The sequence below is a fragment of the Kushneria sp. AK178 genome (assembly GCF_053903105.1).
In genome coordinates, this window is the sequence record NZ_CP096381.1 from 2,296,595 (window position 1) to 2,309,239 (window position 12,645).

General features: G+C 63.8%; 12 protein-coding genes. 7 read left to right on the forward strand and 5 right to left on the reverse strand.

All coding sequences use genetic code 11. The features are described 5' to 3' along the window. Positions 1–63: 63 nt before the first annotated feature. Positions 64–1,551: an anthranilate synthase component I gene (gene trpE, locus M1D97_RS10540; protein WP_456270211.1), complete on the reverse strand. Its 1,488-nt coding sequence runs from the start codon at positions 1,549–1,551 to the stop codon at positions 64–66. 198 nt (positions 1,552–1,749) lie between these two features. Continuing rightward, entirely contained in the window at positions 1,750–2,424 is a 675-nt protein-coding gene (locus tag M1D97_RS10545; protein ID WP_456267692.1) for a phosphoglycolate phosphatase, read from the reverse strand. Positions 2,425–2,648: 224 nt separating this feature from the next. Here M1D97_RS10545 and M1D97_RS10550 point away from each other — a divergent pair, with 224 nt between their 5' ends. From M1D97_RS10550 to M1D97_RS10565, 4 genes are all read left to right on the forward strand, one after another. Beyond that, positions 2,649–3,947: an NAD(P)/FAD-dependent oxidoreductase gene (locus tag M1D97_RS10550; RefSeq protein WP_456267693.1), complete on the forward strand. Its 1,299-nt coding sequence runs from the start codon at positions 2,649–2,651 to the stop codon at positions 3,945–3,947. A 189-nt stretch (positions 3,948–4,136) separates the two neighbouring features. Then, the gene (locus M1D97_RS10555; RefSeq protein ID WP_456267694.1) at positions 4,137–5,204 is read left to right on the forward strand and encodes a LacI family DNA-binding transcriptional regulator; all 1,068 of its coding nucleotides are present in this window, start codon (positions 4,137–4,139) and stop codon (positions 5,202–5,204) included. A 70-nt stretch (positions 5,205–5,274) separates the two neighbouring features. After that, entirely contained in the window at positions 5,275–6,027 is a 753-nt protein-coding gene (locus tag M1D97_RS10560) for a sugar phosphate isomerase/epimerase family protein (protein ID WP_456267695.1), read from the forward strand. Positions 6,028–6,126: 99 nt separating this feature from the next. Next, positions 6,127–7,116, forward strand: coding sequence for a 2-hydroxyacid dehydrogenase (locus M1D97_RS10565; RefSeq protein ID WP_456267696.1), 990 nt, complete (start codon positions 6,127–6,129; stop codon positions 7,114–7,116). A 283-nt stretch (positions 7,117–7,399) separates the two neighbouring features. Here M1D97_RS10565 and M1D97_RS10570 read toward each other — a convergent pair whose 3' ends face one another. The 3 genes from M1D97_RS10570 to M1D97_RS10580 all read right to left on the reverse strand — a co-directional run bounded on the left by M1D97_RS10570 (position 7,400) and on the right by M1D97_RS10580 (position 8,711). Continuing rightward, complete coding sequence (locus tag M1D97_RS10570) at positions 7,400–7,711, reverse strand: GIY-YIG nuclease family protein (RefSeq protein ID WP_456267697.1); 312 nt, start codon at positions 7,709–7,711, stop codon at positions 7,400–7,402. Next, complete coding sequence (rpe, locus tag M1D97_RS10575) at positions 7,695–8,390, reverse strand: ribulose-phosphate 3-epimerase (RefSeq protein ID WP_456267698.1); 696 nt, start codon at positions 8,388–8,390, stop codon at positions 7,695–7,697. The genes M1D97_RS10570 and rpe overlap by 17 nt, the downstream gene beginning before the upstream one ends. Before the next feature lie 144 nt (positions 8,391–8,534). Next, entirely contained in the window at positions 8,535–8,711 is a 177-nt protein-coding gene (locus M1D97_RS10580; protein WP_456267699.1) for a hypothetical protein, read from the reverse strand. A gap of 180 nt (positions 8,712–8,891) precedes the next feature. On the opposite strand from M1D97_RS10580, the gene ggt reads away from it, so the two are divergent. The 3 genes from ggt (at position 8,892) to cysT (ending at position 12,644) form a co-directional block, all read left to right on the forward strand. Continuing rightward, positions 8,892–10,610 carry a gamma-glutamyltransferase gene (gene ggt / locus M1D97_RS10585; RefSeq protein ID WP_456267700.1) on the forward strand — a complete coding sequence of 573 codons (1,719 nt, stop codon included), beginning with the start codon at positions 8,892–8,894 and terminating at the stop codon, positions 10,608–10,610. A gap of 178 nt (positions 10,611–10,788) precedes the next feature. Beyond that, positions 10,789–11,808: a thiosulfate ABC transporter substrate-binding protein CysP gene (gene cysP, locus M1D97_RS10590; protein ID WP_456267701.1), complete on the forward strand. Its 1,020-nt coding sequence runs from the start codon at positions 10,789–10,791 to the stop codon at positions 11,806–11,808. Then, on the forward strand, positions 11,808–12,644 hold the full coding sequence (gene cysT / locus M1D97_RS10595) for a sulfate ABC transporter permease subunit CysT (protein ID WP_456267702.1): 837 nt from the start codon (positions 11,808–11,810) through the stop codon (positions 12,642–12,644). Before cysP ends, cysT begins: the two co-directional genes overlap by 1 nt. The last annotated feature ends 1 nt before the right edge of the window (position 12,645 follow it).

Below are 12,645 nucleotides of genomic sequence, written 5' to 3' on the forward strand. Positions count from 1 at the left end.
GACTCAAAAGCGACCCGGCCGGTATTCTGTGTTGGCGCCCGGATTTCGAAACAAGATCCGGCGCTATTCGAGGTTGTCCAGTCCGCGTTCCGCCATGGCAACGGCGCGGAACATGGCACGGCGCTTGTTGAGCGTCTCCTGCCATTCATTATCGGGGTCGGAGTCGGACACGATACCACCCCCGGCCTGCACGTGAAGCTCCCCGTTTTTGATCACGGCGGTGCGGATGGCGATCGCCATGTCCATGTTGCCCTGCCAGGAGAGATAGCCCACGGCGCCGGAATAGATACCGCGCTTGACCGGCTCGAGCTCATCGATGACTTCCAGCGCGCGCACCTTGGGCGCACCGGAGAGCGTGCCGGCCGGGAAGGTGGCGCGCAGCACGTCCATCGGCCCGAGTGACGGCTTGAGCCGCCCGGTCACGTTGGAGACGATATGCATGACGTGCGAATAGCGCTCGATGGTCATTTTATCGGTCAGCTCGACCGAGCCGGGCTCGCTGATGCGCCCCACGTCGTTGCGTCCCAGATCGATCAGCATGACGTGCTCGGCGATCTCCTTGGGGTCACCGAGCAGGTCCTGCTCCAGCGCGCGGTCCTCCTCCTCGCTGGCCCCGCGATGCCGGGTGCCGGCAATCGGGCGCAGCGTGACCTCGTCGCGGTCCAGGCGCGCCAGAATCTCGGGCGAGGCGCCCACGACGTGGTGATCGCCGAGGTTGAAAAAGAACATGTAGGGCGACGGGTTGAGGCTTCGAAGTGCGCGGTACAGATCCAGCGGCGGCGCCTGATAGCCGATGGTCATGCGCTGGGACGGCACGCACTGCATCAGATCGCCGGCCGCCACGTAGTCGCGAATGCGCGCCACGGCATCCTTGTAGCCCTGCTCCGAGAAGCTGGCAAAGAAGTCGTCCTCGGCCACTGCACTGCGGCCGGTGCCGGGGCTCTGGGTGGTCATCGGCGTATGACGCAGCTGATGCTCGAGCGTGGCCAGCCGCGCCCGGGCCTGCTCGAGCGCATCGGCCTCGCCCGGGTCAGCGTGGACCAGCAGCGTGAGACGCCCCGACAGGTTGTCGAAGACCACCAGCTCATCGGCCACCATCAGCAGAATGTCGGGCACATCGATCGGGTCGGGCTTTTCGACCCCGCGCAGTCGCGGCTCGATCAGGCGGATGGTGTCATAGCCGAAATAGCCGACCAGCCCGCCGTCAAAACGCATCGCATCATTGGTCTCGGGGGCCCTGAAACGCCTTCGAAACTGCTCGATCCACTCGAGCGGGTCCTCGACCTCACTGGCGCCCTGCAGGTAGTCATCGACGTAGTGGCGTACGGTAAAGCCGCTGACCTCGATGCGCTCGCGACACGGCAGTCCGATAATCGAGTAGCGACCCCACTTCTCGCCACCGGTGACCGACTCGAGCAGAAAGCTCCAGGGGGCGTCGGCAAGCTTGAGATAGGTCGACAGCGGTGTCTCGAGATCGGCCAGCACCTCACGGGTGATCGGAATGCGGTTGTAGCCTTCGGCGGCGAGTTCGGCGAAGCGCTCGGATGTCATCATGTCGCTGGGTCCTGTAAAAGAGAAACAATACGTCGTGGCTGTTCGGGCGCCGGCATCACCAGCGCCAGCGCTTGACGTTTCTCATCAATCCGCAGGCCTTTGAATCGAGTGACATGATGGTATCTCGCAAGCTGAAATGTCCTTCGCGGGAAGGGAGAAAAGGGGCGAGCAGCGCCGCCATGGCGCGCTTCAACCCTAAACGAGTTCCTCAAGTGAATCAAGAAGATGGTCGGGGTTCAACGCCGCGATGGGCTCGCCGTGATTGTAGCCATAGGTGACGGCCAGACAGCGACAGCCCGCGGCTCTGGCGGCCTCTACATCGCTGCGTGAATCGCCGATCATCAACACCCGCTCGGGGGCAATATCCAGCGCGCGAGCAACATGCAGAAGCGGCGCCGGATCGGGCTTTTTCTCCGGCAGCGCCTCGCCCCCCAGGGTATGGGTGAAAAAGCCTTCCAGTCCCATGGCCTCAAGCAGCGAGTCGATAAAACGTGACGGCTTGTTGGTCACCAGCGCCTGATGGATACCGCGCTCGCGCTGCGCCTCGAGACAGTCGATCACGCCCGGATAGCAGTACGTGCTGGACAGCATGTGCTGCTCGTAGAACTGCATGAAAAGTGCCAGCGCATCGTCAAGCTGTGCGCTGTCGGGCCCTTCGGTGCCAAAGGCGCGGGCGTGCAGCAGCGCCCGCTCGACCAGCCGCCTCGAGCCGTTGCCCACCCAGTCCCGCACCCGCTCGATACCGACGGGGGCCAGATTCATGGTGTCGAGCACGTCATCGACGGCCCGCGCCAGATCCGGCGCCGAGTCGATCAGGGTGCCATCCAGGTCATAGATGATCAGATCAATATTGTGGAGCGCATCGTGCATTATCGGGCCATCGCTACGGGTGAATTCGGGGCATGATGCCCCCATATACAGGAAAGCGGGTCTTCCGGCGATCGCCGGATCGAATGCGCCGCTGCAGTGTCGAAAGTATCGGCGCCAGCCGATGACATGTCACGGTTCATTGTGACCGGAAGCCTTCAGGCCGTGGTCCGGGCGCCGGACCACCGCCTGAACGTTTCCCCCCTTTATTTTTTACGGAGCAATCAATGGCGACTCCTCGCATTGTGGTCGTCGGTGGCGGTGCCGGCGGCTTTGAACTGGTGACGCGCCTGGGGCGCAAGCTGGGCAAGTCAAACAAGGCCGAAATCATTCTGGTCGATCGCAACCCGACCCACATCTGGAAGCCGCTGCTGCACGAAGTGGCCGTCGGCGTCATGGACTCGAGCCTTGATGAGGTCTCCTATCAGGGCCATTCGGCCAATGCCGGCTATCGCTATCAGATCGGCACGCTGTGCGGTCTCGACCGCGAACAGCGCCAGATTCGTCTGGCCGCCATTCACGATGATAAAGAACGTGAAGTCCTGCCCGAGCGGCGGCTCGACTACGACTATCTGGTGCTCTCGGTCGGCAGCGTCTCCAACGACTTCGGTACGCCGGGAGTGGCCGATCACTGCTATTTTCTGGACAGCGTCAGCCAGGCGGAAGCCTTTCGCAAGCAGATGCTCAACACCTTTCTGCGCTGCAGCAACCGTGAGGAGTCGGGCAAATCCGGCATGTCGGTGGCCATCGTGGGCGGCGGCGCCACGGGCGTAGAGCTCTCCGCCGAGCTTTTGAACGCCACGCAGATGCTTCACGGCTATGGCTTTAGCCGCATCAGCCGCCAGCAGCTCAAGATCCATCTGCTGGAAGCCGCCCCGCGGGTGCTGCCGGCCCTGCCCGAGCGTATCAGCCAGTCGGTACACCGCGAACTCGAGCAACTGGGGGTGGAGATCCACACCGATACCCGCGTCACCCAGGCCGACGAGCAGGGCTTCGAGATTGCCGATGGCTCACGCATCGATGCCGACCTGACCGTCTGGGCGGCCGGCGTTCGCGCCCCTGCCGTCATGTCGGAACTGGGGCTGACCACCCAGCGCAACCACCAGCTCGTCGTGCAGCAGAACATGCAGAGCGTGGATGACGAACGTATCTTCGCCCTGGGCGACTGCGCCGCCTGCCCGCAGCCGGGTGACAAGATGGTCCCGCCGCGCGCTCAGGCGGCCCACCAGCAGGCCAATACGCTCTACAAGAATCTGAAAGCGGCCATGGCCGGGCGCCAGCTGAGCGATTTCCACTACAAGGACATGGGATCGCTGATCTCGCTGGCACACTTTGATGCCGTGGGCAATCTCATGCGCGGCGCCTCGGCCCGGGGCGTTCTGGTCGAGGGCTGGCTGGCCAAGATCTTCTACGCCTCGCTCTATCGCATGCACCAGGCCGCCATCCACGGCTACACGCGCACCGGGATTCGCATGCTGGTCGATCGCATCAACACGATTATTCGCCCGCGCCTCAAGCTGCACTGACCCCTGCCCGCTTCCGGGGCCGCTCGATGGCGGCCCCTGCCATCGCTTCCCCGCCTGTCAGTGCCGCCCGGCCGGGCCGTTCCTGCGACCAAGGTCTGGTTTCCCATGCCCCCGTCATGTCACATCCTGAACCGACAATGGGAACGTTCCCAGACATTATTTCACCGTTTCGGCAAATCAGGCAGCGCCATGACAGCGTCCCGTCCATCAGCGTCCAGCGGTGAACGCCGCCGCCCGACCATCCACGATGTGGCCCGCGATGCCGGCGTCTCCAAGACCAGCGTCTCGCGCTATTTCGGGTGCGAACGCGCCCTGCTGTCCGATGCCATGATCGAGCGCATCGAGACCGCCATCGAGCGCCTCGGCTTTGCCCCCGACCGCATCGCCAGCAGTCTACGCGGGCGCCGCACCGGTCTGATCGGCATGGTGGTGGCCGACATGCGCAATCCTTACACCGTCGACATGCTGCATGGCGCCGAACAGGCCTGTCGCGATCATGGCTATTCGCTGCTGGTCTGCAACACCGACAACGATGACCGGCTCGAGCGCCGGCACCTGGACGTGCTGCACGGCTACAGCGTCGAGGGGCTGGTCATCAATACCCCGGGCGGCAACGTGGCACCACTCACCGCCCGCCAGGAGGAAGGTCTGCCCATGGTGCTGGTGGATCGCCACATCGACGGGCTCGACTGTGACATGGTCGGTCTCGACAACGAGCAGGCGGTCACTCTGGGCGTGTCGCACCTGGTCGAGCAGGGCTACCAACGCCTTCTGATGATTACCGAACCGGTCGCCGGGGTCAGCTCGCGCGAATCGCGCGCCCGGGTCTTCCGGCGCCGGGCCCATGAGGCGGGCCTGCCCGCCACGGTACATGAGGCCGCCGGAGACGCCCTCGAGCCGCCCGGCCTGGCCGTCACGCTGGATCAGTGGCTGAAGGCAGACGATACCCCGGGGGCCCTTTTGTGTGCCAACGCCGTGGTCACCCTGAAGGTGTGCCACGCCCTCTCCGCCCTGCTGGCGGCGCCGTTCGAGCGGCTCGGCCTGCTGGGCATCGATGAGCCTGCGTGGAGTGCACTGGTGGGCCCGGGCATCACGACCGTGGCCCAGCCGGTCGGTGACATCGGCTACAGCGCCATCGAGACGCTGATCGATCGGATCGGCAATACGACGAGCGCACCGCAGACGACCCTGTTTCCGGCGCACCTGTACTCGCGCGGCTCCACGACACTGAACACGACATGCGCCTGTCGCCCTTGATCAATGTCGGTTGCGACACGACCACATCCTCCGATCTCGTTTTCCAACCACAGGACACAAGGAGTCTGCCATGGGTCCGGTCATGATCTGCACCTCCGCCTTCGGCACCGATACGGTCACGCGACTGGGTCAGGCCGGCGTCTGTGACCATATCCGGGCGGCCGGCGCCCAGGGCGTCGAGATTCGTGAAGAGCTGCTGGGCGAGCACGACTGGCCCCTCGAGCAGCTGCGCGCGGCGATCGAGCAGGCCTCGCTGGTCTGTGCCCTGTCTGCCGCCACGCTACTTTTCGACAGCCAGGGCCGGCTGAACGCAAAAGACATGGCCCAATCGCTGGCACGCGCCGAGGCGCTGGGGGCGCAGTGGATCAAGTTCGGGCTCGGCCAGCTGTGCGCCGAATGCATCGACGACGGTGCCGCCGCGCTTGAGGCCGGGCTGGCCGGCCACACCCTGCCGGTGCTGATCGAAAACGATCAGACGCCCTGCGGCGGCGACCCGCTGATTCACGCCGCCCTGCATCGCACACTCGATTCGGCGCAGCTCGGCACGACGCTGGATCTGGGCAACGGTTACTGGACGGACCATGACCTGTCACAGGCGGCCCGTCGACTGGGGCCGCGGGTGCGCTATGTCCACTGCAAGGCCGTCACGCATACCAGCGGTGTGCCTCGCGCCTGCCCGCCGGATGACGCCACGCGTTCGCACTGGGCCGAGCTCTGGCACCATTTCCCGGCCGGGGTACCGCGGGCCATCGAGTTCCCGCTGGACCATGACGACCCGGAGAGCACCGCACGTCATGTCGAGCGACTGCGGTCGCTGGCCTGAGCGCCGTCGGGCCCATGACACCACGGCTGTTTACCCCCATCACCCATCAGACCGGAACGCTGCCGCCGGCAGCTCCTTCCGGTAACACCAGGAGAGATCATGTCTTCAAGGAAAACGGTCATTGTCTATCAGCGCGCCCTGAAGCCGGCCCTGCGGGACAAGCTGGAGCGTGAATGCGAGGTGCTGGATTTTTCGCAGACCTCGAATCTGACGCAAAACGATGACTTCCAACAGGCGCTGTCCCGGGCCCACGGCCTGATCGGCTCCAGCGTCAACCTCACCCCCGAACTGCTCGATCAGGCGCCCCATCTCGAGGTGGTCTCGAGCGTGTCGGTCGGTGTGGACAATTACGACATCGACTACCTGAGCAAGCGGGGCATTGCGCTGTGCCATACGCCGGACGTGTTGACCGAGACCACTGCCGACACGGCCTTTCTGCTGATTCTGGCCAGCGCCCGACGCGCCGTGGAAATGGCGGAGATGGTGAAACAGGGCGAGTGGACCGGCGGTATTGCCGAGCCGCAGTTCGGGGTGGACGTACAGGGCAAGAAGCTGGGCATCATCGGTATGGGCCGCATCGGCGCGGCGATCGCCCGGCGTGGCAGGTTCGGCTTCAACATGTCGGTGAGCTATCACAACCGCTCGCGCCATGAGGATTTCGAGCGCGAGCTGGGCGCCGACTGGCAGGAACTCGATGATCTGCTGCGCGAGTCGGACTTTGTCTGTGTGACCGTGCCGCTGTCCGATGCCACACGGCACATGTTCGGCAAGCGCGAGTTCGAGCTGATGGGTGACAACACCATCTTCGTCAACATCGCCCGCGGCGGCGTGGTGGACGAGCCGGCCATGATCGAGGCGCTGCAAAACGGCACCATCCGCGCCGCCGGTCTTGATGTCTTCGAGACCGAACCCCTGCCCGCCGACTCCCCGCTGGCGCACATGGACAACGTCGTCGCCCTGCCCCACATCGGCTCGGCCACCCATGAAACCCGCTACGCCATGGCCGAGCTTGCAGTGGACAACGCCCTGGCGGTGCTCCGGGGAGAAAAACCGCGCGCGCCCTACAACCGGGACGCGCTGGAGCGCTGAGCACCAGGGCGCTGCCGGTCGATGCGACAGCGACCGACAGGCATGAAAAACGCCGGCTCGGGAGCCGGCGTTTTGTCGAGCGTTTTCCACAGCGAGAAAACAGGGCACCTGCGGCTTATGCCGACATCAGCGGCCCCGGGGTTGTCGGGTCGTCCCTGCGCCCCCTTTTGATGCATGGCTAATGACAACAAGACAGTATTTCAGGTTTCGGCTCGAGGAACAGGGCAAAAGACAGGTGATGGCCTGCACGTCTGCCGGGTCAGGCCATCGCCCTGCCGGCTGGTTATTCATCGGGGAGTCTGCCCGACTCGATGATGGCCAGACGCTGAAGACGGGAGAGTTTCTTGATACGTCGCTCGAGGCGAAGCGCCCGGCGCCTGTCACCGACCGGGCAGGCAAATCGCAGCTGCAGTGGCCCCTTGCCACGCAGCGATCGGGCGCAGCGCGTCCCGCCGCGCTGATGCTCGTCAAAACGGCGCGCCACGTCCGTGGTCACGCCGGTATAGAGATGCCCCAGCCGGTTTTCGATGATGTAGAGCGACCACACCGCAGGCCCGGATGCCACATCGACCCGGCGGTCAGCCCGGCAGACCATCCAGCGGTTCCCTGAAGGCGCGCATGATTGAATCGTAGCGGTTCGGATCCGACTCGCTGCGTTTGGCAAAGATGGAGGAGCCGGAGACAAAGGTATCAGCGCCGGCCGCAGCAATTTCGGCGATGTTGTCGGCGTTGATGCCGCCGTCGACTTCAAGGCGGATGGGCTTGCCGGTGGCATCAATCATGGCGCGTGCCATGCGCAGCTTGTCCATCATGGCGGGAATGAAGGACTGCCCGCCAAAGCCCGGATTGACCGTCATCACCAGCAGCATCGACAGCTTGTCGAGAATGTGATCCAGCGTGGACAGCGGCGTCGCCGGGTTGAGCGCCAGCCCTGCGGTGGCGCCGCCGTCGATGATCAGCTGCAACGAGCGGTCGATGTGCAGACTGGCCTCGGGATGAAAGGTGATGTGGTTGGCACCGGCATCCAGAAAGGCACGGATCAGGTCATCCACCGGCGATACCATCAGATGAACATCAATCTCGGCGGTCACGCCGTAGTTGCGCAGGGCATGGCAGACGGCCGGCCCAAAGCTCAGGTTGGGCACATAATGATTGTCCATGACATCGAAATGCACCATGTCGGCACCACTGGCCAGAACATCGTCCACTTCCTGCCCCAGACGTGCGAAATCCGCCGACAGAATGGAAGGCGCAATCCTGAAGGGTTGTTGCACTGTAAACACCTCATCAAACCGGTTTGATATCAATCAGCGTATACCGCGATCACACAGGGTAACAGGGTTACGCCGACCGGACGTCAACACGCGGCACAAAAAAGGGGCCGCAACGGTGCGGCCCCTGATCAAAACGCTGATCGATCAGTTTTCACACTCGTAGCGCTTGACGGCATCGAGCGCCTCCTGCTCGGTCTCGTACTCGCTGAGCAGGGTGTCGGTGTCGGGGTTGACGCCGCGGACTTCATACACGGTTTTGCCACACCCCTTTTCGACCTTCTTGACGCAGGCAGTGCGGGGCGTGGGCGTTTGATCAGGCATGGCAATAACCTCTGTGTGAACGTGCGAAAATCACTATAGCGCATCCCCGCCGGAAGGCGAGCCGCCGGCCGGTCTGTCGAAACGGTCCGGCTTTTGAAAGCCGGGCGGGTATTCTATTTTGGCAAGGCTGCATTAAACCGGGCTGATGCAATAACGTAAACAACCACAAGGGGAACGCCAATGCGGGCAAGAACACGATGGACGCTGGCCGGTATGCTGATCATGCTGATATCACCGGTCGCCGGCGCCCAGCCCCCGATCATCGAGGGCGAACGCTTTCATGCCGAGCATGGAGAGCACGCCATGGTCGTCACCAGCCATACACTGGCAAGCCGGGTGGGCCGCGACATCCTGCGCGAGGGCGGCAACGCCGTGGACGCCGCCGTGGCCATCGGTTTTGCGCTGGCCGTGGTTCAGCCCCGCTCGGGCAATATAGGCGGCGGCGGCTTCATGGTGATCTCCGATGAAAAAAGCGGCGATGTGACCTCGATCGACTATCGCGAAACCGCTCCCGCCGGCGCCTCCAGGACCATGTTCCAGGATGACGAAGGCAACGTGATCGAAGAGGCCTCGCGCTTTTCGGCCAACGCCTCGGGCGTGCCCGGTACGGTCGCCGGCATGGCAATGGCGCTTGAGCGCTTTGGGACCATGTCGCTGGATCGGGTTCTGGCCCCCGCCATCCGCCTGGCACGAGACGGCTTTGCCGTCCCGCAACGTTTCGCCGATGGCCTCAACGGCAGTCGCGAACGGCTGGCGCAGCGCGACGGCACGCGCCGGCTATTCTACAAGGCCGACGGCAGCGACTGGCGTGCCGGCGAGGTGTTCAAGCAGCCCGAACTGGCCGCCACGCTGACCCGCATCGCTCAAAACGGCCCGCGCGAGTTCTATGAGGGCGAGACGGCCCATCAGCTGGTCGAGACCCTTCAGGCCCATGGCGGCATCATGACCCGGGCGGATCTGAAGGATTACCGGGCCATCGAGCGCGCGCCGGTTCACGGCACCTATCGGGGCTACGACATCTACGCGATGGCCCCGCCCTCCTCCGGTGGCGTGCACATCGTGCAGATTCTCAACATGCTGGAAAACGATGACCTCACGGACATGGGCTTTGGCTCGGCGGCCACCATGCATCTGATGAGCGAGGCGATGCGTCGCGCCTACGCCGATCGCTCGAAGTATCTGGGTGACCCGGCCTTTTTTGATGTCCCGGTCGAGGCGCTGACCTCGAAGGATTATGCCCGCGAGCTGCGTGCGCAGATTTCTCCTGACCGCGCGACGCCCTCTGACAGCATCGGTCCGGGCAACATCACCCCGTATGAATCCAGTGAAACCACTCACTATTCGGTCGCCGATGACTCGGGGCTGGCCGTGGCCAACACCTACACGCTCAACTTCAGCTACGGCTCCGGCATCGCCGTGAACGAGGCCGGCTTTCTGCTCAACAATGAAATGGATGACTTCTCGGCCAAGCCCGGCGTGCCCAACGCCTACGGCCTGATCGGCGGCGAAGCCAATGCCGTGGCACCCGGCAAGCGCATGCTCTCCTCCATGACGCCCACCATCGTCAAGCGCGAGGGCAACAACTTTCTGATCACCGGCAGCCCCGGCGGCTCCCGCATCATCACCACCACGCTTGGCGTCATCAGCAATGTGATCGATCACGGCATGAACGTTCAGTCGGCCGTCAGCGCGCCACGCCTTCACGATCAGTGGCTGCCCGATGAACTTCGCATCGAGGATGGCTTCAGCCCGGACACCGTGCGCCTGCTGGAAGACATGGGCCATCACGTGGTTCAACAATCGGCCATGGGCGCCAGCCAGTCGGTCCTGATCAACGAGGACGGTTTTCAGGGCGGCGCCGATCCGCGCCGGGAAACTTCCTCGGCGATGGGGCTCTGATCCCGCCGGCAGGCGCGGCCATGGCGCGTCTGCCGGCACACCCCTGCCCGGACTTAAAGAACGAAATGGCATAACCGGATGGATTGTCATTCCCGAAGGTTTTGTTTAGCCTTTGCTCAATGCCGGAATGACCGGCGTTCGATAACAATCCTGCCGATCAGATGCCGGGGAACATGACATGTCCGTACGCTCGACCCTTCTACGTCGCATGGTGGCGACCGCCGCGCTGAGCATGGCGCTTGGCAGCACGCCGGCCGTCAGCGCCGACCGCGAGCTGCTCAACGCCTCCTATGATATCGCGCGCGAGCTCTTTGCCGAACTCAATCCGCAGTTCATCGAGCAGTGGCAGGACGAACACGATGAATCGGTCAGCATCAAGCAGACCCATGCCGGCTCCTCGACCCAGGCCCGCGCCATCCTGCAGGGCCTGCGCGCGGATGTCGTGACCTTCAATCAGGTTACCGACGTCAACGTACTGGCCGAGAAAGGGGGCCTGATTCCCGACGACTGGCAGTCGCGTCTGCCCAACTACAGCTCACCCTATTACTCGACCATGGCCTTTCTGGTCCGAAAGGACAATCCAAAGGATATTCGTGGCTGGTCGGACCTGGCGGACGATGACGTGGCCCTGGTGTTCCCCAACCCCAAGACCTCCGGCAATGGACGCTACACCTATCTGGCGGCCTGGGCGGCCAGCAATCACGACAACGGCGGTGACGACGACGCCACACGCGACTACATGAAGCGGATGCTCGCCAATGTCGAGGTCTTCGACACCGGCGGGCGCGGCGCCACGACCACCTTTGCCGAGCGCGGCATTGGCGATGTGCTGATCACGTTCGAGTCGGAAGCCAACAACATCCGCAACCAGTACGGTCCGGATGACTACGAGGTTGTGGTGCCCTCGGTGGATATCATGGCCGAATTCCCGGTGACCTGGGTGGACGAGAGCGTCGAGCGCAACGGCACCGAGGATCTGGCGAAGGGCTATCTGGAGTATCTCTACTCGCCCGAGGCGCAGCGCACGCTGGCGCAGTACTACTATCGCGTCAACGATGACGACATCAGCGAGGAGTTCGCCGATCGCTTTCCGCAGACCACGCTGCTGCGGGTCGAGGAAACCCTGGGGAGCTGGGAAGATGTGATGCAGACACATTTTGCCAGCGGGGGTGAACTCGACCAGCTGCAGCGGCGTTGATGCGTGCCCGCACCGCCCGGGTTCTGCCCGGGTTTTCACTGTCACTGGGTGTGACGCTGCTGTTTGTCTCACTGATTCTGCTGCTGCCGATGACCAGTCTCATCGGCCAGCTGTCGAGTCTGTCGTGGTCGCAGTACTGGGCCGCGATTACCGATCCGCGCCTGATTGCCAGCTATCGGGTGACGCTGCTGGCCGCACTGGCCGCGTCGCTGTTCAATGCGCTGTTCGGCCTTTTGATGGCCTGGGTGCTGGCGCGCTACACGTTTCCCGGCAAGCGCATTCTGGATGCGCTGATGGATCTGCCCTTTGCCCTGCCCACGGCCGTGGCCGGCATTACGCTGGCCACCCTCTATTCACGCAACGGTGCGGTCGGCAGCCTGCTCGATCCGCTGGGCATCGAGGTGGCCTACACCTGGCTGGGCATAGCACTTGCCATGGCCTTTACCAGCGTGCCCTTTGTGGTGCGCACGGTGCAGCCGGTGCTGGAGGATCTGCCCGCACAGGCCGATGAGGCCGCACTGACGCTGGGCGCCAGCAACCTGTACGCCTTTCGCCGGGTCATCCTGCCGCACATCTGGCCGGCCGTGGTCACCGGCACCGGGCTCTCCTTTGCCCGCTCACTGGGGGAATTCGGCGCGGTCATCTTCATTGCCGGCAACATGCCCTATCGCACCGAGGTGGTCTCGCTGATGATGGCCACGCGCCTGGAGGAGTACGACTACGCCGGGGCCGCCGCCATCGCATCGCTGGTGATGCTGGTATCACTGCTGCTGCTGCTGGCCATCAACCTGTGGCAGGGGCGTTTCTATCGCCGTCTGCATGGCGGGAGGCACTGAC